This is a genomic window from Domibacillus sp. A3M-37, from assembly GCF_024213455.1.
GTDB classification, from domain to species: domain Bacteria; phylum Bacillota; class Bacilli; order Bacillales; family Domibacillaceae; genus Domibacillus; species Domibacillus tundrae.
Genome location: NZ_JANAVL010000002.1, coordinates 479,091 through 503,893, shown reverse-complemented (window position 1 = coordinate 503,893; position 24,803 = coordinate 479,091). Strand labels below are relative to the sequence as shown.

Here is a 24,803-nt window from a genome sequence, read left to right as displayed (position 1 = left end):
TAGCACACAGAAAAAAAGCGGGAAAATAGTTCGTTTCCCGCCACCCATTTTACTTTTCGTGATGTTCTTCCGCTGTTTCCCGCTCGCAGTCCCACTCGTCTTCGTAGTCATGAAACGCTACAGTCACTTTCGTTTCTCCCGTCACTTCCACCGTCAATTCCCGTTCTGCCTGCACATTAATTTTCGTGCCGGATTCCGAAATGACCGCTTCCTGACAGTTTGGCTGCTGCAAGACTTTTACCCAGACGTCGTCATCGCCTTCGCAGTCGTCGTCACGATACGTTAAATTGAGGACGTCTTTATATTCTACTTTATCCGTGACAACAGCCGTTTTCGTATGGTTTTGGTACGAGTACCAGACGTTAATTTCATACGTGCCAAATACGTCTACTTTTTTGTCTGATTTTTTCGCTTTGTATTCGTGGTTGATAATCCAGCACCCTAGAATACCTGACGGTTTATTCGGCGGCAAAATGGTATGGTGCGTCTGTGTATATTTCCGGCCTTTGGCAACGACGGACTTCGTAATGATCTCTCGGAATTGGCTCAATCTGTTGTCCCTCCTCTGATGTGGTCTTTGTATTGTATGCAGGGAGAGTAAGACGGGTGCCCAATAATTTAAAAGCGCGGAGCGGCTGTTATGAGCGGCAAGCACTGACTAAAAGAAAAAATCCTGCCCGTTACAGGCAGGATGAAAAATGATCAGCAGCTGCCCGGTGTGCTGTTTTGCACGTGAGCGCCTGTTTCGCCGCGAAGAATATCGCCGCCTGTTTCGTTAATGATGTTATCCGTTACTTTATTAGAAATCGCTGTTGCAACCATTTGCAAAATTTCGTTTACATCGGTCTGTGACTGCTTAAACTGCTGAACAATCGGCATTTCATCAAGTTCCTGCTCAATTTTGGCGATTTTTTCCTCCACCATTTTTGAGGCTTCTACTTTTTTATAGTGCTGAAAATTAACGGCTTGTTTTTGCAGACTTTTTAACCCGGCCATTTTTTCACGCAGCTTTTGGTTTTCATGAATTTTCGCTTCTGCCTGTTTGAAAAATTCCACTTCTTCTGTCGCGGAAATCATATTGGCGATTTCCGTTGCTTTGGCAATAATCTCATCTTTTGTATAGATTGTTTTTTCCATATTAGTTCACCCCGGCCATATTTTCGATTTCTACTGCTTCTCCGTCCATTGACCACGACTTCGTTTCAATGATTTTCACCGGAATGATTTTTCCGATCGCGGATTTCGGTGCTTTCACGTTAACGAGCTTGCTTTTTGATGTATAACCTGCGAGAACGTCCGGGTTTTTCTTGCTTTCCCCGTCGATCAGCACGTCGACAATTTGTCCTTTATACCGCTTCATTGATTCACCTGATAATTCGTTCACAAGCGCATTTAAACGCTGCAGTCGTGCCTTTTTCACGTCCATCGGTACATTGTCCGTCATTTTAGCGGCTGGTGTTCCTTCACGCGGCGAATAAACGTACGTATACGCCATTTCAAATCCAACTTCACGGTACAGCGACATCGTTTCTTCAAACTGTTCATCCGTTTCGTTCGGATAGCCGACGATAATATCCGTTGTCAGCGCGACGTCCGGCATTGCCGTTTTAATTTTGCGAACAAGCTCTAAAAACTGCTCACGTGTATATTTGCGGGCCATAATTTTCAATACATCTGTTGAACCGCTTTGTACGGGCAGATGAATGTGATCCATTAAATTGCCGCCTTTTGCAAGGACTTCAATTAAATGATCGTCAAAATCACGCGGATGACTTGTTGTAAAGCGCACGCGCGAAATGCCGATCTGGCGGATTTCATCCATTAGATCGCCAAGTCGATATTCTATATCATCAAAATCTTTTCCATATGCGTTCACGTTTTGTCCAAGCAGCATCACTTCCTGATAGCCTTGCGCGGCAAGCTGGCGCACTTCCTGGATAATCTCATCCGGGCGTCGGCTCCGTTCTTTTCCGCGTGTATACGGCACGATGCAGTACGTACAGAATTTATCGCAGCCATACATGATGTTTACCCATGCTTTGACATTGCCCTGACGCTTTTTCGGAAGATTTTCAATAACATCGCCTTCTTTAGACCACACTTCAATGACCGTTTCTTTGGACATGTATGCTTCATTTAAAATTTCCGGCAGGCGGTGAATGTTATGCGTACCAAAAATCATATCCACATGGTGGTACGATTTCAAGATTTTGTTGACGACGGATTCTTCCTGTGACATGCAGCCGCATACGCCAAGCAGCAAGTTCGGATTGTCCCGCTTTAAATGCTTTAAAAAGCCGATTTCGCCAAATACTTTGTTTTCCGCATTTTCACGGATAGCACACGTATTTAACAAAATCACGTCCGCTTCCTCCGGTGTTTCAACCACATTGTAGCCTAGTGCCATGAAAATGCCCGCCATCACTTCAGTGTCATGCGCATTCATTTGGCATCCGTACGTCCGAATATAAAAGTTTTTGCCTTTGCCCATTCCTTGAAAGCGTTCATCAATTTTAAAGTCGTGATGATACGCCACTTCTTCTTTCCCGCGCTTTTTTGCATCTTTTAAAGAAGGCGGCGTATAGACGGTTTCGAAATACTGGCTGTAGTCCTTAGCGGATTTTTTGTCCGATGGATGAGCCTGTTCGCTGTCTTTTCGTTGTTCCTCGTTCATGGTAAATCCCCTTTCCGATCTTTCAAACTATCGTGCACATTTCCTAAGTATATACCGTCGAAAGACTCTACTCAAGCGCGCGCCAGAAAAAGACGCAGAGATTTCTCTCCTCTGCGCCATAAAAATTACATAAATTCTTTGATAAGCTGATCAAATGCTTCCGCGCCAAGATTCAGTTCCGCTTCAGAAAGCGGTGTTTCGGCATAGCCTTCTACAAGATCCTGGTACGATGGACGTTCAGTATCTTGATAAATGATGCCTGTGACAAGGTCATCATGCTGCATAAGTGTGTTCATCGCGCCTTGACGGTCGGCCGGGTCGTAGCCTTCAATTGTTGAAAGCTTTGTTAAATTTTCTTTAAACCAATCATACGTGTTCACTTTATTGTACGTGACACACGGGCTGAATACATTAATCAATGAAAAGCCTTTATGGTTAATCCCGGCTTCAATGATCGCTGTCAAATCTTTTAAATCAGTTGAAAAACTTTGTGCGACAAATGTCGCGCCGGTTGTAACGGCGAGCTGCATCGGTGATAACGTCTGTTCAATCGAGCCGAGCGGTGTCGATTTCGTTTTAAATCCAGCCGCTGAACGCGGAGACGTCTGTCCTTTCGTCAATCCATAAATTTGGTTATCCATGACGATATATGTTAAGTCAATGTTGCGGCGCATTGCGTGAATGGTGTGACCCATTCCGATCGCAAAACCGTCGCCGTCGCCACCGGATGCAATAACAGTCAACTCTTTATTGGCCATTTTCACGCCTTGAGCAATCGGAAGAGCGCGGCCGTGAATGCCGTGAAGTCCATATGAATTAATGTAGCCCGAAATACGTCCAGAACAGCCAATGCCAGAAATAACCGCCAGTTTTTCAGGCGTCAAGCCGACATTCGCCGCCGCACGCTGAATCGCAGCCTGTACGGAGAAGTCACCGCAGCCTGGGCACCAGTTTGGTTTGACGTTATTACGAAAATCTTTAAACGTTGCAGTTGCTGCTGTTGCCATAATTAAATCAGCTCCTTGCTGCTCTCAACAATATGATGCGGCAAGAACGGATTGCCGTCATACTTTAAGATGCTTTTAATTTTTTGCGGATAGCCGGCGTTCATTTTGATAATGCTTGCTAGTTGTCCAGTTGCATTGTTTTCGACGACCGCGACATTTTTTGCCGATTCAATAAGTGGCAAAATGTCTGCTGTCGGGAATGGATGTACGAGACGGACACGCGCGTGGTTTACTTTCACACCTTCTGCTTCAAGACGCTCCATCGCTTCTTCAATCGCACCGCCTGTTGAATTAAAGCCAATTAATAAAAGATCCGCTTCTTCGTGTTTTGTATTTTTGTAAATAGGGTTCGGAAAGACATTTGCCAACTGGTTAAGCTTTCTCATACGCTTGTCCATTTGCGCTTTCCGATTTGCCGGTGATTCTGATGGTTTGCCTGTCTCATCGTGCTCTACGCCAGTTACGTGGTGAATCCCGCCGCTTACACCTGGAATCACACGCGGCGATACACCATCTTCTGTCACTTCATATCGTTTAAAATACGATTTATCCTCGCGTGGTTCAATGCCTTCTTTCATAAGTTTGCCACGGCGAATGTTCACTTTGCTGTAGTCAAGCTGCTCAACGGTATGCTTGCCGAGTGACAGCTGCAAGTCGGATAACAAGATGACCGGTACTTGGTATTCTTCGGCAATGTTGAACGCTTCAACCGTATCATAAAAGCCTTCTTCCGCTGTGCCCGGCGCAATGACGACTTTCGGAATTTCGCCGTGCGTGCCGTAGATCATCGCCATTAGATCTGATTGTTCCTGTTTTGTCGGAAGACCCGTTGATGGACCGCCACGCTGTGTGTCAATGACAACAAGCGGCGTTTCTGTCATGCCTGAAAGACCGATCGCTTCCATCATAAGAGACAAGCCTGGTCCTGCAGACGCCGTGAATGATCGAATACCGCCGTAATTTGCCCCAATCGCCATCGTTGCTGCCGCAATTTCATCCTCGGTTTGAATGACTGTACCACCGACTTTGGGGAGTTTTTTAATTAAATACTCCATAATTTCGGAGGCCGGCGTAATCGGATACGCCGCCATTAAGCGAACACCCGCTGCCAATGCACCAAGCGCAATCGCGTCATTTCCGATCATAAACATGCGTTTCTTGCCGTCCGCAGGCGGAAGCTGAAGAGCGCTCGTGTCACCATTAAGCTGTTCTTTCATATGGTCATAACCTTGCTGGATCGCTTCCATGTTCTTTTGAACGACCATTTCGCCTTTACGGCTAAAAATTTCTTCAACCACACCAAGAAAAACAGAGACATCCAGGTTAATAATTGAACACGTTGCCCCTACAGCAACCATGTTTTTCATTAAAGAAGTGCCTAGCTCTGTCGCAATTTCCGTAAACGGAACTGCGTAAAAAGCCGCTTCCGTATCATCAGGCTTTACCGGATTGAACTTTGTATCGGCAATAATAATGCCATTTGCATGAAGTTCATGGTAATTCACATCAATTGTTTCCTGGTCGAATGCTACTAATATATCAAGATCATCCGCAACCGCACTCACTTTTTTAGTACTGACACGAATTTTATTGTTTGTATGTCCGCCTTTAATACGGGATGAGAAGTGGCGATACCCATATAAATAGTATCCAAGGCGGTTCAACGCCATGGAGAAAATTTCTCCCGTGCTTTCAATTCCTTCCCCTTGCTGTCCTCCCACTTTCCAAGAAAGCTGCTCTGCCATTGTTCCAAACACTCCTTTAAATATGACCGTATCATTTTTCTGCTTCTTATAGTGTATCATTTTTATATATAAATCACTATATGAATACTCTATAACTGGTAAACGTTCGATCTATGTAAAAAACTAACTAATTTAATCGGATTAAAACAATGTTCCTAGTGTACTTCTTTTGTTGGAAAAATGCAAAAACATTTATATAAAAAAACATTCCAGCCAAATGGCTGGAATGTTTAACGGCACTGGATAATTAATTTCATCGCCGTGCGTGCTTCTCCTGCGATCATAATGCTTGTAAAAGCCGGTATGCAAATTAAATCAATGCCGCCGGGTGCCACAAATCCTCTTGCAATCGCGACCGCTTTCACCGCTTGATTCAGCGCGCCTGCCCCGACGGCTTGTATTTCAGCACTGCCTTTTTCCCGCATCGTTCCGGCCAATGCACCGGCTACCGAGTTTGGATTTGATTTTGATGATACTTTTAAGACATCCATTCCCTAATCCCCCTTTTGAAGCCTCCATTCGTCTTTCATATATATTCAAATGAAGAGGGGCTATGAATTAATAATCGTTAAAAGGATAATCGTCGTTTATTAAAATGCGTTGAATCGATTTTGCAAGCCCCGTTTTTCGATCTGTTTGAACGAGACATCCGGACAACTGCGTGCGTCCTTCTTTCGGCACTTCAAATCTCGCCGGCAGCTGATTTTGAAACTTTTGGATAATCGATTCTTTTTCCATACCAAGAATTCCGTCATATGGACCCGTCATTCCTGCGTCAGTTAAATAAGCAGTTCTGCCTGGCAGCACGCGGTTGTCCGCTGTCTGCACGTGCGTATGCGTTCCGACAACCGCCGTAACCCGCCCATCTAAAAACCAGCCCATCGCCTGTTTTTCACTCGTTGTCTCAGCATGAAAGTCAACGAAGATAAACGGTGTCCGCTTTTTTGCTTCTTCCACAAGTTGATCTGCTTTATGAAACGGGCAGTCAAGATCGTTCATAAAAACACGGCCCTGCAAATTAATAACGGCTACTTCAAACTCTCCCGCTGGTACGTATGCAATGCCCTGACCTGGAACCGAGGCTGGAAAGTTTGCCGGACGGACGAGCCATTTCGCTGTATCAATAAATTCAAAAATATCTCTATTATCCCATGCGTGGTTGCCGAGTGTGACCACATTGGCACCATCCTGCATAAATTTTTTATAAATTTTCTCTGTAATGCCGCGCCCGCCCGCAGCATTTTCCCCATTAATGATCGTGATGCCCGGACGATATTTTTTCTTTAATCTCGGTACGTACTCACTAACCATGTCACGGCCTGGCGATCCGACGACGTCCCCTATAAATAATAGATCCATTTTTCTCCTTCTTTCTTTTCGCAATAAGAAAAGCGCAAGGCGCCCGTCTTTCAGCGACAAGCATAAGACAATCTGTCTTAGAGCAAAGGCTAAGAACGCGGCATCGTGCCGCAACGCCTTTGTCACTCACATCCTGTGAGCCCTCGAGCTGATGGCGCCTGGAGCTGGCCATCATTGAAAATATATTCTTTTTTAACCTAAAAGAAAAGCGGTGCGTTTTTCGCACACCGCTTTCACTTATTTTGCATATTCAACTGCTCTTGTTTCACGAATAACGGTTACTTTAATATGACCCGGATAATCAAGTTCTCCTTCAATGCGTTTGCGGATATCACGCGCAAGGCGGTGTGCCTGCAGGTCATCAATTTGCTCCGGTTTTACCATGATCCGTACTTCACGACCAGCCTGGATGGCAAATGATTTTTCGACACCATCATATGATTCCGAAATTTCTTCGAGTTTTTCTAAGCGGCGAATGTAGTTTTCGAGTGTTTCACTGCGTGCGCCTGGTCTTGCGGCAGACAATGCATCTGCTGCAGCGACTAAAACGGCAATAACCGATGTTGGTTCTGTGTCGCCATGGTGTGATGCAATACTGTTGATGACAACCGGATGCTCTTTGTACTTCTGACCGAGCTCAACACCGATTTCAACGTGGCTGCCTTCCACCTCATGGTCGACCGCTTTGCCGATGTCATGCAGAAGTCCTGCTCGGCGGGCAAGTGTTTCGTCTTCACCGAGTTCGGCTGCTAAAAGACCGGATAAATACGCGACTTCAACCGAGTGTTTCAGCACGTTTTGTCCATAGCTTGTCCGGTATTTTAGGCGGCCGAGAATTTTGATGAGGTCTGGATGCAAACCGTGAACACCAACGTCAAATGTTGTCTGCTCACCGATTTCACGAATATGCTCATCTACCTCACGCCGCGCTTTGTCAACCATTTCTTCAATACGCGCCGGATGAATACGTCCGTCCTGCACTAATTTCTCCAAGGCGATTCGGGCTGTTTCGCGGCGGATCGGATCAAAGCCGGACAAAATAACGGCTTCAGGCGTGTCATCGATAATTAAATCGATGCCTGTCAGCGTTTCAAGTGTACGGATGTTGCGGCCTTCACGTCCGATAATGCGCCCTTTCATCTCATCGTTCGGCAATGTGACGACAGATACAGTCGTTTCAGCCACATGATCGGCTGCAAACCGCTGAATCGCAAGTGACAACACTTCACGTGCTTTTTTGTCGGATTCTTCCTTCGCACGATGCTCGTTCTCTTTTACCATGATGGCAATATCGTGGGATAATTCTTGTTCAGTCCGTTCTAAAATGATGGAGCGCGCTTCGTCACGTGTCAGAGCAGAAATTCGCTCAAGCTCGGATTGCTGCTTTTTCACCATCTCATCCACTTTGCTGTCCATCTCTTCAATATGTTGTTGTTTTGTGTTTAACGCTGCCTCTTTATGTTCGAGCATATCTTCCCGCTTGTTTAGGGAATCATCCTTTCGATCAAGGTTTTCTTCTTTTTGAAGGAGGCGATTTTCTTGTTTTTGTAATTCATTTCGTCTTTCACGGAGATCATGTTCGGTTTCCGTGCGCAATTTATGAATTTCATCCTTTGCCTCTAAAAGAGCTTCTTTTTTCGACGCTTCTGCTTCCCGTTTTGCATCTTCTACAATTTGGTCTGCAGCGCTGCGTGCGCCCGCGATTTTTGATTCGGCAATTGATTTTCGTACAAAATAGCCAACAACGACACCAATGATAAGGCCAAGCAAAATGGAGATGATTGTAATGGGTTCCATCATTTCACCTCCTCTTGCTATAAATAATTGTCATGTGTTTCACATGTTGGCTGCTGTCGCATAAAATTATGAAACAAACAGCGCTACATTTCCATTTTCAAGATAAAAAATGTCAAATATACAACTTTAATTTTATCGGTGTAAAATTTTATTGTCAAGGTTTTCTCCATGAAACCCCTTATTTCTAAAGGGGTTAACAAAAAAAGCAGGAAAACGGGCGGCCCGTCTCCTGCTTTTTTCAGTTATTTTTCTTCGAAAAGTGTATCTGCTCCGTTGTTTTCTTCTGCAGACGGAACTTCCGGCACCTTATCTAAACCGTAACGCTCACGAATTTTCATCATGATCTCATGGCGTATTTCCGGATTTTCTTTTAAAAATTGTTTTGCATTTTCACGGCCTTGTCCGAGTCGTTCGCCTTTATATGAATACCAGGCGCCGCTTTTTTCGACGATATCTTCCTCTGAACCGAGATCGATAATTTCACCTTCACGTGAAATGCCTTCTCCATACATAATATCGACTTCTGCGACACGAAACGGTGGTGCCACTTTATTTTTCACTACTTTGATTTTTGTTTTATTCCCGACAATATCATTGCCTTGTTTTAACGCTTCAGCCCGTCTTACCTCAAGACGGACAGAGCTGTAAAACTTAAGGGCACGGCCCCCAGGCGTTATCTCGGGATTTCCGAACATAACTCCAACCTTTTCACGAATCTGGTTAATAAAAATAGCGATTGTGTTGGACTTGTTAATCGCACCTGACAGCTTGCGAAGAGCCTGAGACATAAGACGGGCCTGCAAGCCAACGTGTGAGGCACCCATTTCGCCTTCAATTTCTGCTTTCGGCACAAGCGCTGCAACCGAGTCAATGACAATAATATCAACCGCACCGCTTCGTACAAGCGCTTCGGCAATTTCCAATGCCTGCTCGCCTGTATCCGGCTGCGATAAAAGAAGTTCGTCAATGTTCACACCGAGCTTTTGAGCGTAGACAGGATCAAGGGCATGCTCAGCATCGATAAACGCCGCCTGTCCGCCTTGTGACTGTATTTCCGCGATGGCATGAAGTGCAACCGTTGTTTTTCCTGAGCTCTCAGGACCGTAAATCTCCACTACACGTCCACGCGGATAGCCGCCTATTCCCAGTGCTGAATCGAGTGCAAGCGACCCGCTTGGTGATGTAGAGACACGGCGTTCCGGTTGTTCACCTAGCTTCATTACCGATCCTTTTCCGAATTGCTTTTCAATTTGTTTAAGCGCCATATCTAAGGCAGCCTGACGATCGTTCACTATAAAATTCCTCCTTAAAAAATACGTATCTATATTAGGAACAGCTGTTTTGCAAGTTGTGTTGGAACCTGACTTAACTATACCGTAATCAGCAATAAATTACAAGCAAAAAACGAACATTTATTCGACTTTTTTCACCTGCTTTCAAAAAGAAAAATAACGATAAAATGGAAGGAATTCCGTAAAGTACTGTTAGTGAAGAACCAGAAGAGTAATAGAAGAATTTTCTGCAGCAATCGGCTGATCGCTTGTTTATTATATCATGGATCATAGAAAAAAAGCCCGCCGGAACAACCGGCAGACTCATATTTATGAAGAAATCCCGCTTCCCTTTTCAATCGCCTGCTCCAAATCAGCAACTAAGTCCTCTGGGGACTCCAAACCGACAGAAAGACGGATTAATTCTTCTGTAACCCCGGACTCTTTCAGCCCATCAGCGCTTAGCTGCTGATGTGTAGTAGATGCCGGATGGATAATAAGCGATTTACCATCGCCGACATTCGCCACATGTGACCAAAGTTCAACGGAATCGATAGCTTTTTTCCCTGCATCACGACCGCCTTTAATGCCAAAAACAACAATAGAGCCAAATGTGCCATTTAAATATTTTTTCGCAAGCTCATGAGAGGGATGATCCGGCAGCGACGGATGTTTGACCCATTCAACACCTGGATGTTCTTTCAAAAAGGCAATGATTTTCTGTGTGTTTTCGTGATGGCGCTGAATACGAAGATGCAGCGTTTCAAGTCCTTGGAGCAATAAAAACGCGCTGTTTGCACTAATCGACGGACCGAAGTCCCGCAAAAGCTGCACACGAAGCTTAATCGCAAAAGCCGGCCCTTCAATATCAGCGAATTTCAGGCCGTTGTATGACTCATCCGGCGTCGTAAAGCCTGGAAACTTATCCGTGTTCCAGTTAAAGGTCCCGCTGTCCACAACAACGCCGCCGATTACCGTTCCATGACCGCTGATCCACTTTGTCGCTGAATGAACAACGATGTCCGCCCCCCATTTAATTGGCTGAGAACCATATGGCGACGCAAACGTATTATCTATAATAAGTGGTATGCCACTTTCGTGAGCGATAGAGGATATTGCCTCAACGTCTAATACACTCAAAGAAGGATTGCCGATAATCTCTGCAAACACTGCTTTCGTTTTTGGCGTAATGGCTTTCCGGAAATTTTCCGGGTCAGCCGAATCAACAAATGTTACATTAATGCCGTATTTCGGAAGTGTGTTAGCAAATAAATTATATGTACCGCCGTAAAGGTTAGCAGCGGCGACAATTTCATCCCCGGCATGCGCCACATTCATAATCGCAAATGAAATGGCAGCCATCCCCGATGACATAGCCACTGCTGCTGCGCCGCCTTCTAAAAGCGCGATCCGTTTTTCAAACACGTCAACTGTCGGATTCGTAATACGTGTATAAATATTTCCCGCTTCTTCAAGCGCGAATAGCGCCCGCGCATGGTCCGTATCCTTAAATACGTACGATGTCGTTTCGTAAATCGGCACCGCCCTGGCACCGGTAACCGGATCCGGCTGCTGTCCGCCATGCAATAAATTCGTTTCTGCCTGCCACTGCTCTCTCGCCACGCAAATCCCCCCTGATCTAGTATGTTCGTCGTAAGTATATCGATTTTCCCAAAAAACGTCAATCTATTATCTGAACATTCAATCAATCATTTGAAGCAAATAATGGCATCCGTATTTAACCGTGCGTTTCCGGATTCCCGTACGGCTTCCGGCCATTTTCAAGGGGTGAATGATCGTTTCCTTTCCCTTTGATGCAATCGCCAAAAATACAGTACCCGGCTCATGTCCTTCGAGCGCATCTGGACCTGCGACTCCTGTAAAACTGATTCCAATTTGCGATCCGCATAACTTGCGCACATTTTCGGCCAATTCTTTTGCACATTCAGCGCTGACTGCACCGTGAGTGGCTAATGTTTCTTTTTTCACTTGCAAGATTTGTTCTTTTACTTCGTTTGTATAACAAACAATGCCGCCTTTTACAAAAGCGCTTGTACCGGGAATGCCTGTCAACTCTCCTAAAAACAAGCCGCCAGTCAGGCTTTCCGCCGCCGCAATCGTAACTTGCTTTTCTTTAAGCTTTGCGGCCAGTTCAGCGGCAATCGTAGTTTCTTCGTATCCATAGAAAAAAGTGCCGACCCGTTCCAAAATTTCATCCTCCGCCTGCTGAATCAAGCGATAGGCTTCTTCGGGAGATTCATGTTTTGCTGTAATGCGCAAAATCACTTCTCCATCTCCTGCAAGCGGGGCAATCGTGGGATTCGTCTGCTTCATTAAAATATCATCAATTTCTGTCTCAAGAGTAGACTCACCGATCCCAAAGAAACGCAATACTCTTGATTCAATCCGCTCCACTTTTTCCATCGTTTTTAAAATTTCCGGGCGCCCATAGTTTAAAAACATTGGCTGCATTTCACGCGGCGGACCAGGCAAAAGCATATAATACGTTCCATCCGCTTTGGCGAACATGCCAGGCGCCATTCCATTATCATTTGTCAAAACGATACTATCTTTTATAACAAGTGCCTGCTTTTTATTGTTTTCTGTCATGACGCGGCCTGTCTTCGTGAAGTATGCCTCAATGCTTTGAAGCGCATCTTCGTTGTATTCAAGGGTCGTCCCAATTAAATGGGCAATTGTTTCTTTCGTCAAGTCATCCTTAGTCGGTCCGAGTCCCCCAGAAAAAATAATAAGATCCGCACGCTGCTTTGCAAGTTTCACAGCATCTTCAAGCCGCTCTCCATTGTCACCGACAACGGTATGATAATAAATATTCACGCCAATTTCTGCTAGGTGCTGCGATAAAAAGCGGGCATTGGTATTCGTAATTTGGCCAAGCAATAATTCTGATCCTACAGCAATAATTTCAGCATTCATCGTATGTATACTCCCCTTTTGGTAGACGAAAGGCACCATTGGAAATCCAAGGTGCCTCAGGCTGTTGATAAACGCTCGCTTTCTGCGTTGCTTGCCGGCTCCGGTGCTCATGACCCCTCACGGTCACTCCGCTCCTCGCGCGGCTGCGCGTCTTGAAAGACAAGCGTTTTCAATCAGCCTGCCTTATTGTTATTTCGAGTTTTTAAAAACATCTTTATTTAATTTAAAGTAATCCCATCCAGACCAAAGTGTAAAGAACAATGCAATCCAAAGCATAAAATCCCCAAACGGAATGCCCATGCTTTCAAAAGGTGCATTATGCAGCAATAATACAGCTATTGCAATAATCTGCGTCCACGTTTTAATTTTCCCAAGCGTATTCGCAGCTACAACTTCACCGGTTTCCGCTAAAATAAGACGCAGCCCGGTCACCGCAAATTCACGGCAAATAATCGCAATGACAATCCACGCCGGCGCCAATTGAAGCTCCACTAAAATAATGAGCGCCGCCGATACAAGCAACTTGTCAGCAAGCGGATCAAGAAACTTGCCGAAATTTGTGACGAGGTTGTACTTTCTGGCAATGTAGCCGTCGATCCAATCCGTCGTAGATGCCACAATAAAAAGAAGCGCTCCGATTAAATGTTCAACCGGCATGTCTGTACCAAACACGCGAACCATTCCCCAGCCAAAATCAACTGACATAATTAAGATGAAGAATGGAATCATTAAAATGCGTGAAATGGTTATTTTATTAGGTAAATTCAAAACTATTCCCTCCAGAAACGACCGTTATTGTGCTTTCGGGCGAATAATAATATCCTGCAGCACTTGCCCATCCGCTGGCAGCTTATACGCAAGTGTTTCGCCATTCACCGTAATAACGGTAGCCGGTGCAAAGCCGACTTTAATCCTTGCTTCCTTTTGACCAGTCATGTTGTGTGTTTGGGTTTGACCGTTTGCGAGCATGCCGCTGAAATAACTTTTGCCGCTTCCGTCTGTAATTTCAATCCATGTTTCACCTTTTGACGCAACTGCCACTTCAAACGCTTTTGCGCCCGAAAGTTCATACACCGTCTGGCGTCCGCTTGTTGAAACCGCCGAAAGTGTCTGTACTGGTGCAGCTGGTACAGGTTCTTCCTCCACAACAGGCTCTTCTTCAGCAGCAGGTGTTTCTTCTACAGCCGGTTCTTCTGTTGTTGGTTCTTTTTCTACTTGCACTTCTTCTTCTACAGCTGGATCACTTTCAGATCCGCTTTTCGGAATAAGTACATACACTAAAACGAGTGCGCCGATAATAAAAGCTGTTACTAAAATCTTTGGCAAGTAATCAAGCAATTTAGAAGACTCGCGAACGGGTTTGGACGCATCAACACGTGTCTTCTGATCAGCAGCGGCAGCGGTCCCTGTTGGCCGAAGCGGCACTTCATCTTCTTTAGAGGATGGCACTTCGCTTTTAAACTCTTCAAATAATTCTTCTGCATTTAACCCGACTGCTTCTGCATATTGCTTAATAAACGCCCGGACATAAAACTTGCCCGGCATAATGTCATAAGCCCCTTCTTCAATGCCTTCAAGATACCGCTTTTGAATTTTCGTCGATTCCTGAACGTCAGACAGTGACATCCCTTTTGATTCGCGCGCTTCCTTTAATTTTCTCCCTAATTCTGTCACCCATAACACCTTCCAATATTAAAAGTTAAACCCACCGAACTCCGAGTCCTGAAACATGTTGTTTTTTTCGACCGCCTCATACGTAATCTCTTCATCCGGTTCGTTGCGGAGCTCAATGATATAGTCGAAATCATCAATTGAATAGTGGCTGTTTTCTGCAAATACGTCTGGGTGTTCCACGACTTTTACCGCCGGAAGCTGCATTACTTCACGAATAAGCTGCCAATGCTTTTCACCAGCACGATTAGCAGAAATAACACCATCCAAAATAAAAATATTTTTCGGACTGTATTCATCGCGCAATAATTGTTCACGAACTGTCTGTTTAATCATTGTCGACGACATGAACAGCCATTTTTTATTCGCACATACACTTGCAGCAACGATCGATTCGGTTTTGCCGACTCTTGGCATGCCGCGAATGCCGATTAATCGGTGTCCATCCATTTTGTACAATTCTGCCATAAAATCAACAAGAAGTCCAAGCTCACTTCGTACAAAGCGAAATGTTTTCCGGTCATCCGCGTCCCGCTCAATATAGCGGCCATGCCGCACAGCCATTTTATCGCGCAGTTTTGGTTCGCGCAGCTTTACGACTTCAATGGTGTCCATTGTGTGTAAAATCGATTCAAGACGCTTAATTTGATCTTCGCTTTCCGCTCGCATCAATAAGCCGCGGCTTTTATCGTCTACACCGTTAATTGTCACAATATTGATCGACAGCATACCAAGCAAGGATGAAATATCACCGAGCAGACCAGGGCGGTTTTTTTTAATTTTGTATTCAAGGTAGTATTCTCTTTTCACCATCATATTCCTCCATTACGGCATGCCCTCGTTCAGTCATTGATCCTTTTACTATAATAAAGGATATTATGTATTTTTAAAAGCAGAAGTGAAAAGAAAACCCTTCCCAGCATCAAACGGCCGGGAAGGGTCCATACTTACATTATTTTTGAACGAGCTTCATCATGCATGACGCCAGTGCTTTTTGTTCAGATTCGCTTGCAACAGACCACAAATCTGACAGCACTCGTTCTTGTTCGTTCTTCGGATCCACATTGGCATGCAGATAATCGCCGATTTCAAACGCCAGCTTATTGACCGCTTCTTCTGGCATCCCGCGATGTGCCGCGTTATCCATTTTGTTCCCTAAAAACCGTTTCCAATCTTGCCAGTTGTCGAGTACAGACATATGAGGCATCCTCCTTTTCAAGTAAGAATCCTCTTTAGTGTGTACTCAACACGTGAAATTATGCGTACCATCCACCATTTACCGACAGTGTATGCCCGGTAATATATCCTGCTTCATTTGATGTTAAAAACAAAGCAGCAGCCGCAATTTCATCCGGCAAAGCAAAGCGGCCCAGCGGGATATCTGCGGCAATCTCTTTCTGTTCTTCTTCAGAAAACCCCTTATTCATGGGTGTGTCGACCGCGCCTGGTGCAATTGTATTTACACGAATACCGGACGGACCCAGCTCTTTGGCAAGCGCTTTGGCAAAGGCAATTTGCGCGCCTTTAACAGCTGAATAAACGGACTCACAGGAAGCGCCGGTTTCTCCCCAAATGGAAGAAATAAACGTAATGGAGGTGCGCTGCTTCGTTAACAAAGCCGGTATCAGTTCCCTCGATAAAATCATCGGTGCTTTCACATGAACGAGCCAGAGCGCCTCCATTTCCTCGTCAGACACGTCTTGCAGCATGCCATATTGATTCATTCCAGCGGAAAAAATAAGCGCTGTTGCTGATTTGGATGCATCGATAATTCGCTGTACTTCTTCCCGATCCGTTAAATCAGCTTGAACGAGCGTTACTTCTTGGCCTGCACGTCGAATTGCTTCCGCTGTCTCACACGCTGCTTCTTCATTCCGGCTGTAGTGGAGAATAATATCCCAGCCTGATGACGCCATTTTTAGCGCAATGACGCGGCCGATGCCGCCTGATGCTCCAGTAATTAACGCCTTCTTTTTCATTTAAGCCGTTTCTTTCGGCAAAACAAAACAAGAGGAAAAACGATTTTCATCGATCATTTCTTTCGCAAAGGCCGCCACATCTTCAAGCGCCATCTTTTCAAGAACAGGAACTATTTCAAACAAATTTAAACCGTTAAATTGATAGCGGGTAAACTGATTGGCGATAAATTCAGGTGAGTTAAACGCCCGCAGCGTTGTACCGATTTTTTTCTTGCGTGCGCGTTCGAACGCTTCTTTTGTTAAATGACCGCCTTCTTTCGCATCGAGAAGCTGTGTTTGAATGCGTTGCGCTAATTGCTCGGGATTGTCAGTATCTCCACCCACAAGGGCAAAACCAAAGCCGCGCTCACCTGTGTAGTCAAAGCCAAATGTATCGTCGATCAATCCGGAGTTATACGCTTCCTCGTAAAATTTGGCTGTTTTTCCAAATAACATTTCAAGCAAGAGACCAGCCGCTAGTTCTTCACGCAGCTTATCCCTTCCTGAGCGGTCCGATGATGGCATTTTAAAGCCAACTTCACATTTTGGCGTGTTGACACTCATGCGGATCTCATGATGCTCCAGCGCTGCTTTTTCCGGCTCTTCCGGAAAGCGCCGTTCAACCGGAACAGGTTCCGGAAATGACTTTTTCGACTGGTTTTCCTTAACAAGCTGCATCATCCCATCCGGGTCGGTCGGACCGACGATAAACAGCGTCATATTCACGGGATGATAAAACGTGTTATAGCATGTGTACAGGTGATCTTTCGTAATTTCAGCAATCGATTCGACGGTACCGGCGATATCAATTTTTACAGGATGATGCTTATATAAATTTTCGATTAATCCAAAGTAAACACGCCAGTCCGGGTTATCATCATACATCCGAATTTCCTGTCCGATAATCCCTTTTTCTTTTTCAACTGTCTGCTCGGTAAAATAAGGAGCCTGCACGAAATCAAGCAGCGTTTCCGTATTTTCTTTTATATTGGATGTTGCTGAAAATAAATAAGCTGTCCGTGTAAAAGATGTAAACGCATTGGCAGATGCACCTTGGCTGCTGAATTTTTGAAACACATCACCATCTTCTTTTTCAAACATTTTATGTTCAAGAAAATGAGCGATACCATCCGGCACGTGAATAAAGTCTGATTCCCCATTCGGAATAAACTCATTATCAATGGATCCGTAGTTCGTTGTAAACGTGACGTACGTTTTGTTAAAGCCTTTTTTCGGCAAAATATAGACGTTTAGCCCGTTATCAAGCTGTTCATGATAAACCGTTTCATTCATTTGATCAAAAACAGTTTTTTCCATTAGATTTCCTCCTTACCCGACAAAAAGTACACCGTATCAACAGAAATAGTTTGTGCCGCCGCGGCTGCTTGTTCTTTCGTCACGGCGTCAATGTCTTTCAGCCACTGTTCGATTGGGCGATTCGTATCCGATGCAATGTTATGATAAAGCACTTCGACCATTCCCCGCGCTGTATCCGCCGATTCCTGCAGCTGATTTTTTAAGAGCGCTTTTGTTTGGTTCATCTCAAGGTCTGAAATATTGCCTTTTTTCATTTCATCAAGCTGCTCATTCATAATTTGAACCGTTTTATCATAATTTTTTTGATCAATGCCGGCAAGCATCATGACAAAGCCCTTATGACTGTCTAAGCGGCTGGCAGCATAATACGCTAGGCTTTCTTTTTCACGCACATTCATAAATAATTTCGAATGGGCGAAAGCCCCTAAAATTCCATTGCTTACCTGCATGGCGACAAATTGCGGATCATTATACGTAATCGTTGTACGGCAGCCAATGTTTAACTTGCCTTGATTAATATCCTGCGTTTCACGAATGACCTGCACTTCTTTTGAGCCTGCTCCCGTTTCTGTTTGCGTCGTGACGGCCGATCTGTCTGAAAACGGCAGGTGCTCGTTAATTTTCTTAACCGCTTCCTGTGCGTTTACATCGCCGATAACAAAAATATCAATCACATCTTCTGCAAGCGCTTTTTGGTAATACGCATATAAAGAAGACGAATCAATTGGCTCCACTTTTTCTAAAAGACCACCCGCAGGCAGGGCATACGGATCTTCTTTATACATTTCTTCAACAAGCTTAAGCGATGCATAACGTGTTTTATCGTCGTAAATAGACCGAATCCGCTGCTGAAGGCTTCTTTTTTCCTGCTGCACCGTTTTTTCTGGAAAAAGACCTTCTTTTAAATTTGGCCGGAACAAAACGTCCGCTAAAAGAGCAAGTGCCCGGTCAAATAAATCATTTTCCCCATGCAAATAATGTTCATTGGCTGTTTCCATCGTAAACGTGAGCACATGCTCATTGCCTTTTTTTGCCGAATCCGCAAAGAAAAGCGCTCCGTACAGTTCATCCAGCGCAGTGCGAAAAGCGGCAGCTGATGGTGCATGTTCTGTTCCCGACTGCAAAACGTGTGGCAAGAGCGCCCGCATCGTCACCGTTTCTTTTTGGAGCGGCGCCCTCATTTTGATCATAATCGTATTTGTTTTGTATTTTTCTGTTTCAATGACGTGGATGCTGTATCCTGATGCATTGAACGTCTGTTCATGTGTCGCTTCCATCGAATTCCTCCTCTAAATCCAGCTGTTGCACATCTCTTTCTAGTATATCTTCACTATACAGGACCATTCACAAAATGAAAAAGAAAAAGAATCCCGCTCTCAGCGGGATTCTTTATCTGTTGCCTTTAATGTATGGTGTGCCTGATGCTTTCGGTGCATCGGCACGGCCGATAAAGCCGGCAAGAGCTAAAATCGTCAGTACGTAAGGCGCAATAAGCAAGTAAACAGCTGGGATGCTGTCCAAAAACGGAATGCTTGAACCGACGATGCTGAGGCTTTGCGCAAATCCGAAGAAAATGGCCGCACCCATGGCGCCAAGCGGATGCCATTTACCGAAAATCATCGCAGCCAGCGCCATAAATCCCTGGCCGGTAATCGTGGCATGGCTGAAATCAAGAGAGATGGACTGCGCATAAACCGCGCCGCCAAGACCGCCAAGCAAGCCGGAAATAAAGACGGCAATGTAGCGGGTTTTTGCTACGTTGACACCCATCGTATCTGCTGCCATCGGGTGCTCTCCGACAGAACGAAGCCGCAGTCCAAATGGCGTTTTGTATAAAACGAACCATGAAACAAAGGCGATAATAAATGCCCAAATGGTCGGAGTCGCGATACCGCTGAAGAAAATATCACCGATAACCGGAATATCGCTCAAGATCGGAATATCTTTTTTAATAAAACGGCTGTCAATCATGTCGGTCTGACCTTTATCATAAATTAATTTGACGAGGAAAAGCGACAAACCGAGTGCTAAAAAGTTAATCGCCACCCCGCTGACAACTTGATCTGCACGAAACGCGATGGATGCAACACCATGCAGAAGAGATAATAAACCGCCGGCAAGCATCGCAGCAAGAAGGGCAACCCAAGGCGTTGCACTTCCAAATGTCGTATCGAATGTTAAGTTAAATACGATCGCTGTGAACGCGCCAATGATCATCAATCCTTCCAAACCGATATTGACAACACCGGACTTTTCAGAAAACACGCCGCCCAGCGCTGTGAAAATAAGCGGTGTGGCTGCAAATAAGGACGAAGAAACGATCAACGCAATAATCGTTAACGTATCCATTTATTTCGCCTCCTTCTTTTTGAAGCGGCTAAGAAGCCAAGTAATCATATAGCTTGATGCCACAAAGAAAATAATAAGCGCGATGACAATTTCAACAAGTTCATTCGGTACACCGGATTCAATTGGCATATTTAGCGAGCCGACTTTTAACGCACCGAACAGCAAAGCTGCAAGGACGACTCCAATAGCTGTATTCCCGCCAAGAAGCGCCACCGCGATTCCGTCAAAACCGATGCCGGAGAAGCCGGAATTGATAAACATGTTGCCGAATGTGCCAAGCCCCTGCATCGACCCGCCGATTCCTGCGAATGCGCCGGAAATGACCATCGATAAAATAATGTTCCGATTGACGTTCATTCCCGCATACTCTGACGCATGCTGATTATATCCAACCGCGCGAAGTTCGTAGCCGAGCGTCGTTTTTTCAAGCATAAACCACATAATAATGGCCGCAATGACTGCTAAATAAATGCCGTTATGAAGAGAAGAAAAGTCCGTTATATTTTCAAGAAATGGCGACCGGAGACTAGCTGTTTCATTGACAACGTCTGTCGCATCCGATCCGTCACTGATGACATTCCGGATAAAATGATTCGTCACATGAAGTGCTGTATAGTTCATCATGATGGTCACAATTACTTCATGAACACGAAGGCGCGCCTTTAAGAAGCCGGGAATGAATCCCCATAGTGCTCCTGCTAAGGCACCTGCCGAAATAGCCAATGGCAGATGAATGACTTTTGGGAGGTCAACAAACGCAACACCGACCCATACGGAAGCAAGCCAGCCGACAAGAAGCTGTCCTTCCACCCCAATATTAAACAGGCCCGTCCGGAATGCAAACGCGACAGCAAGACCTGCAAAAATGTACGGCGTCATTTGCCGCAGGGTTTCCCCAGTATAAAATGAATCACCGAACGCACCGTTCCAGAGCGCCATATAGCCTGCAGCCGGATTGTTTCCGCTCGCAATCATAATAATTGCTCCGGCTAATAAGCCGAGCAGAACGGAAATAACGGGAACGGCCAATACAGTCCATTTTTTAGACACGTTCACCCGCTCCTTTCTTTGATCCTGCCATAAGCAGGCCGAGTTCTTGTTCAGTCGTTTCTTTCGGATCGACAACGGCCACGATCTGCCCTTCATAAATAACGGCAATTCGGTCCGATACATTCATAATTTCATCCAATTCAAATGAGAGAAGCAACACTGCCTTGCCTTTATCACGCTGCTCAATAAGACGGCGATGAATAAACTCAATCGCTCCGACGTCCAGTCCACGAGTCGGCTGCGCAGCAATTAATAAATCAGGATCACGATCTACTTCACGTCCGATAATCGCTTTTTGCTGGTTCCCACCTGAAAGAGCCCGGGCCAGCGTCGTTTCAGATGGTGTTCGCACATCGAACTCTTCAATAAGTGTGTTCGCTTTTTTGTACACTTCTTTGTAATTCATAATGCCCGCTTTGGAGAACGGTTTTTGATAATACGTCTGAAGGACCATATTTACGCCAATAGGGTAGTCCAAAACCAATCCATGTTTATGACGATCCTGCGGAATATGAGCCACACCGGATTCTGCCACTTTCCGCGGCTTATAAGACGTAATGTTTTTCCCGTTCAGCGTAACGGCTCCACTCGAAACTTTTCTGAGTCCTGTAATCGCTTCAATAAGCTCCGTCTGTCCATTGCCGTCGACACCGCAAATACCGACAATTTCTCCTGCACGCACATTAAGGTCAAGATCGCGTACCGCTTGAACACCGCGGGAATCATTCACAGAAAGACCACGTATTTCTAGTACATTTTGTTCCGGAACAGCATCTGCTTTTTCCGTTGTAAATGTGACATCGCGGCCGACCATTAAGCTTGCTAAATGATTCGGGTTCGTTTCTGACACATTCACCGTGCCAATTCCTTTTCCTTTGCGAATAACGGTAACGCGATCGCACACTTCCATAATTTCTTTTAATTTATGCGTAATTAAAATAATCGATTTCCCTTCTTTAATAAGCGCGCGCATTATTTGAATTAATTCTTTTATTTCCTGCGGTGTTAAAACAGCAGTCGGTTCATCAAAAATAAGAATTTCGGCCCCGCGGTACAACGTTTTTAAAATTTCGACACGTTGCTGCATACCCACGGAAATATCAGCAATTTTCGCCGTAGGATCAACAGCAAGCCCGTATTGCTCCGAAAGCTCACGTACTTTTTGCTCAGCCTGCTTCATATTCACAGTGCCGAATTTTTTCGGTTCATTGCCAAGAACGATATTTTCCGTCACCGTAAACGTATCAACGAGCATAAAGTGCTGATGCACCATCCCAATGCCTAAATCGTTTGCTTTGTTCGGGTTCGTAATAAGCACGTTTTGTCCATTGACTCGGATTTCGCCTGCTTCCGGCTGGTAAAGACCAAAAAGGACGTTCATTAATGTTGATTTTCCGGCTCCATTTTCACCGAGAAGGGCATGAATTTCTCCTTTGGCGAGTTGCAGCGTAATGTCATCATTTGCAACAAATCCGTTAAATTCTTTCCGAATGCCCAGCATTTCAATTACATAGTCCACGTTTCTCACTCCTTTATAAAAGTGTTTATGCTCCTGTAGGATGTCTGACCTTATAAACAAAAAAATTTTAAAAATCAAGGCAGTACAGTTTCCCTGCACTCCCGTCATTTTTAAAAACAGATGCCGGCCTGCAAACCGGCATCCTATTATATTAATTAATTTTTGCCTGGTACAGTCGGCACTTCCACTTCACCATTTTTAATTTTTGTGGTCCATTCTTCAACTGCTGCAATTGATTCTTCTGACAAATTATCTTGTGTTGGTGCAATGCTGACACCTTCCGCTTCAAGACCATACTCAATTACTTCGCCGCCAGGGAATTCGCCGTTCATCGCTTTTGTCGCAACATCTTGTACAGCAAGGTCAACACGTTTAACCATTGATGTTAACGTTACGTTCATTTCTTCGCCGTTTACTGTTACTTTTCCTTCTTCTGACTGGTCACGGTCAACACCGATAACCCATACTTCTTTTTCCGGAGCTGTTTCTTTTAAGCTTTTCGCTTCTGCAAATACACCATTTCCTGTGCCGCCAGCTGCATGATAAATAATATCAATGCCAGAAGAGTACATAGCTGATGCCATTTGCTGGCCTTTGTCCGCTTTATCGAACGCACCTGCAAACTCAATTGTTACATCCGCATCTGGATTAACGGCTTTAACACCTGCTTCAAAACCGCCCGCGAATTTGTTGATCAAGTCACTTTCAATCCCGCCGATAAAGCCGATTTTGTTTGATTTTGTTTGAAGACCTGCTACCACACCAACAAGGAATGAGCCTTCATGTTCTTTAAACGTAATGCTTGTTACATTATCAAGCCCTTCAACGACGTCATCGACGATTGCAAACTGGCTTTCTGTCCGTTGTTTTGCCACTTCTTCAATGGCCGGTTTTAGCTTGTATCCAATTCCATATGTTAAATCAAATTCGTTTCGTACCGCTGTGTTTAAGTTTGTTTTATAATCGGCATCACTTTTTGATTGAATGTAGTCGTAGCCGTCTGTTCCTTTTTTGAGCCCATTTTCTTCACCGAACGCCTGCAGTCCTTCCCAGGCAGATTGGTTGAATGACTTATCGTCAACACCGCCGACATCTGTTACCATTGCAACGGTGAACTTGTCCGTTTCTTCGCCGCTGCCGCCGCCATTGTCAGTTGCTTCTTCCTCTGCACCGCCGCCACAAGCACCTAAAATTGTGCCTGCTGCCAGAACCATGGACATCGCAAAACCAAATTTACGTTTTTCCATTTATTTACGCCCCCTAAAAATAGTTTAATTAACGTGAATGCTTGTCCTACATACGTCTGCGCAATACGTGAAAGCTGAACTTGTCCGCACGGAAATAATTCATAGAGTATAGTACAGGAACATCTTCCATCGTGTAGTGAAGCTGTTTGAGCGCAAGGAGTGCTGTTTCGGGTTCACACTCAAGAATCGGTGACACTTTTTCATGCCAGCCGTACGGCTTAATATCAGCGACGGCATGAGAAATGAGGTGTACTGCCTGTTCATCGAATAAAGTGAACAACGACTCCTGTCCAGCATCAAACTGCCCTGGGAATAACGCTTTTGGTATTTTATCAATACAATACACAACAGGTGCTCCGTTAGCAGTACGAACCCGCTCAATGACCATCAGTTCCGCGTCCGGCGCACACGTTAGTCGGCGTGCATCCTCCTCAGTCGCCTGCATCACAGCGGACGAAAGAAAGATGGTGCCCGGTTCCATTCCTGCATTTACAATCATGTCCGTGACACTGATCAATTGTTCAATTCCAGACATAAATAATGGCTTGGAATGTACAAAAGTGCCGACACCGTGGCGCCTAATTATCACATTTTCTTCTTCGAGTATACGGAGCGCTTCTCGAAGTGTCGCGCGACTCACACCGAGCTGTTTTGCGAGTTCAAATTCAGAAGGAAGCTTTTCTTTTTCTTTGTAGACTCCTTCTTCGATGTCTTTTTTCAGCCGGTCAATTACTTGTAGGTATAAATGTCGGTTATCCTGCTTTATGGACATGGACTCATCACCACCTTTTCATTTCATTCGTATGAGACATCAGACCTCTGAGGTTTAACATTTACGCTAATTTCATTTAACATATCATTTTTTTAAATAATTGAAAAGATAATATTTGATCGAAAAAACA

The 24,803-nt window shown here is 44.9% G+C and carries 23 protein-coding genes; all 23 read right to left on the bottom strand.

Annotation, left to right across the window (positions count from 1 at the left end):
- Window positions 1-49: 49 nt before the first annotated feature.
- On the bottom strand, window positions 50-550 hold the full coding sequence (cotE, locus tag NLX67_RS06655; protein ID WP_046179260.1) for an outer spore coat protein CotE: 501 nt from the start codon (window positions 548-550) through the stop codon (window positions 50-52).
- 152 nt (window positions 551-702) lie between these two features.
- Entirely contained in the window at window positions 703-1,137 is a 435-nt protein-coding gene (locus tag NLX67_RS06650) for a YlbF/YmcA family competence regulator (RefSeq protein ID WP_046179259.1), read from the bottom strand.
- 1 nt (window position 1,138) lies between these two features.
- Complete coding sequence (miaB, locus tag NLX67_RS06645) at window positions 1,139-2,674, bottom strand: tRNA (N6-isopentenyl adenosine(37)-C2)-methylthiotransferase MiaB (RefSeq protein WP_046179258.1); 1,536 nt, start codon at window positions 2,672-2,674, stop codon at window positions 1,139-1,141.
- A 125-nt stretch (window positions 2,675-2,799) separates the two neighbouring features.
- Window positions 2,800-3,681: a 2-oxoacid:ferredoxin oxidoreductase subunit beta gene (locus NLX67_RS06640; protein ID WP_046179257.1), complete on the bottom strand. Its 882-nt coding sequence runs from the start codon at window positions 3,679-3,681 to the stop codon at window positions 2,800-2,802.
- A 2-nt stretch (window positions 3,682-3,683) separates the two neighbouring features.
- Window positions 3,684-5,426, bottom strand: coding sequence for a 2-oxoacid:acceptor oxidoreductase subunit alpha (locus NLX67_RS06635; RefSeq protein WP_254310774.1), 1,743 nt, complete (start codon window positions 5,424-5,426; stop codon window positions 3,684-3,686).
- Between the two features lie 230 nt (window positions 5,427-5,656).
- Window positions 5,657-5,917, bottom strand: a complete 261-nt coding sequence (locus tag NLX67_RS06630) for a stage V sporulation protein S (protein ID WP_046179255.1) — start codon at window positions 5,915-5,917, stop codon at window positions 5,657-5,659.
- 67 nt (window positions 5,918-5,984) lie between these two features.
- Window positions 5,985-6,785 carry a TIGR00282 family metallophosphoesterase gene (locus NLX67_RS06625; protein ID WP_254310773.1) on the bottom strand — a complete coding sequence of 267 codons (801 nt, stop codon included), beginning with the start codon at window positions 6,783-6,785 and terminating at the stop codon, window positions 5,985-5,987.
- A 237-nt stretch (window positions 6,786-7,022) separates the two neighbouring features.
- A complete protein-coding gene (gene rny / locus NLX67_RS06620; protein WP_046179253.1) occupies window positions 7,023-8,582 on the bottom strand; it encodes a ribonuclease Y in 1,560 nt (519 codons plus the stop codon).
- A gap of 242 nt (window positions 8,583-8,824) precedes the next feature.
- Window positions 8,825-9,874, bottom strand: coding sequence for a recombinase RecA (recA, locus tag NLX67_RS06615; protein ID WP_046179252.1), 1,050 nt, complete (start codon window positions 9,872-9,874; stop codon window positions 8,825-8,827).
- A gap of 309 nt (window positions 9,875-10,183) precedes the next feature.
- Window positions 10,184-11,476 carry an O-acetylhomoserine aminocarboxypropyltransferase/cysteine synthase family protein gene (locus tag NLX67_RS06610; RefSeq protein WP_254310772.1) on the bottom strand — a complete coding sequence of 431 codons (1,293 nt, stop codon included), beginning with the start codon at window positions 11,474-11,476 and terminating at the stop codon, window positions 10,184-10,186.
- A gap of 78 nt (window positions 11,477-11,554) precedes the next feature.
- A complete protein-coding gene (locus NLX67_RS06605; protein WP_046179250.1) occupies window positions 11,555-12,790 on the bottom strand; it encodes a competence/damage-inducible protein A in 1,236 nt (411 codons plus the stop codon).
- A 189-nt stretch (window positions 12,791-12,979) separates the two neighbouring features.
- Window positions 12,980-13,558, bottom strand: a complete 579-nt coding sequence (pgsA, locus tag NLX67_RS06600) for a CDP-diacylglycerol--glycerol-3-phosphate 3-phosphatidyltransferase (protein WP_046179249.1) — start codon at window positions 13,556-13,558, stop codon at window positions 12,980-12,982.
- A gap of 24 nt (window positions 13,559-13,582) precedes the next feature.
- Window positions 13,583-14,464 carry a helix-turn-helix domain-containing protein gene (locus NLX67_RS23005; protein WP_046179248.1) on the bottom strand — a complete coding sequence of 294 codons (882 nt, stop codon included), beginning with the start codon at window positions 14,462-14,464 and terminating at the stop codon, window positions 13,583-13,585.
- A gap of 18 nt (window positions 14,465-14,482) precedes the next feature.
- Window positions 14,483-15,274: a DUF3388 domain-containing protein gene (locus NLX67_RS06590; protein ID WP_046179247.1), complete on the bottom strand. Its 792-nt coding sequence runs from the start codon at window positions 15,272-15,274 to the stop codon at window positions 14,483-14,485.
- Window positions 15,275-15,413: 139 nt separating this feature from the next.
- The gene (locus NLX67_RS06585; protein ID WP_046179232.1) at window positions 15,414-15,659 is read right to left on the bottom strand and encodes a DUF3243 domain-containing protein; all 246 of its coding nucleotides are present in this window, start codon (window positions 15,657-15,659) and stop codon (window positions 15,414-15,416) included.
- A 58-nt stretch (window positions 15,660-15,717) separates the two neighbouring features.
- On the bottom strand, window positions 15,718-16,440 hold the full coding sequence (gene ymfI, locus NLX67_RS06580) for an elongation factor P 5-aminopentanone reductase (RefSeq protein ID WP_254310771.1): 723 nt from the start codon (window positions 16,438-16,440) through the stop codon (window positions 15,718-15,720).
- The gene (gene yfmH / locus NLX67_RS06575) at window positions 16,441-17,736 is read right to left on the bottom strand and encodes an EF-P 5-aminopentanol modification-associated protein YfmH (RefSeq protein WP_254310770.1); all 1,296 of its coding nucleotides are present in this window, start codon (window positions 17,734-17,736) and stop codon (window positions 16,441-16,443) included. It abuts the gene before it with no gap.
- Window positions 17,736-19,013 carry an EF-P 5-aminopentanol modification-associated protein YfmF gene (gene yfmF, locus NLX67_RS06570; RefSeq protein ID WP_254310769.1) on the bottom strand — a complete coding sequence of 426 codons (1,278 nt, stop codon included), beginning with the start codon at window positions 19,011-19,013 and terminating at the stop codon, window positions 17,736-17,738. Before yfmF ends, yfmH begins: the two co-directional genes overlap by 1 nt.
- 112 nt (window positions 19,014-19,125) lie before the next feature.
- Entirely contained in the window at window positions 19,126-20,085 is a 960-nt protein-coding gene (locus NLX67_RS06565) for an ABC transporter permease (protein ID WP_046179228.1), read from the bottom strand.
- Entirely contained in the window at window positions 20,086-21,135 is a 1,050-nt protein-coding gene (locus NLX67_RS06560; RefSeq protein WP_046179227.1) for an ABC transporter permease, read from the bottom strand. It lies immediately after the preceding gene.
- Window positions 21,128-22,654 carry an ABC transporter ATP-binding protein gene (locus NLX67_RS06555; RefSeq protein WP_046179226.1) on the bottom strand — a complete coding sequence of 509 codons (1,527 nt, stop codon included), beginning with the start codon at window positions 22,652-22,654 and terminating at the stop codon, window positions 21,128-21,130. Before NLX67_RS06555 ends, NLX67_RS06560 begins: the two co-directional genes overlap by 8 nt.
- Before the next feature lie 155 nt (window positions 22,655-22,809).
- On the bottom strand, window positions 22,810-23,901 hold the full coding sequence (locus tag NLX67_RS06550; protein WP_254310768.1) for a BMP family lipoprotein: 1,092 nt from the start codon (window positions 23,899-23,901) through the stop codon (window positions 22,810-22,812).
- 46 nt (window positions 23,902-23,947) lie between these two features.
- Window positions 23,948-24,673 carry a GntR family transcriptional regulator gene (locus NLX67_RS06545; RefSeq protein WP_046179224.1) on the bottom strand — a complete coding sequence of 242 codons (726 nt, stop codon included), beginning with the start codon at window positions 24,671-24,673 and terminating at the stop codon, window positions 23,948-23,950.
- Between the last annotated feature and the right edge of the window lie 130 nt (window positions 24,674-24,803).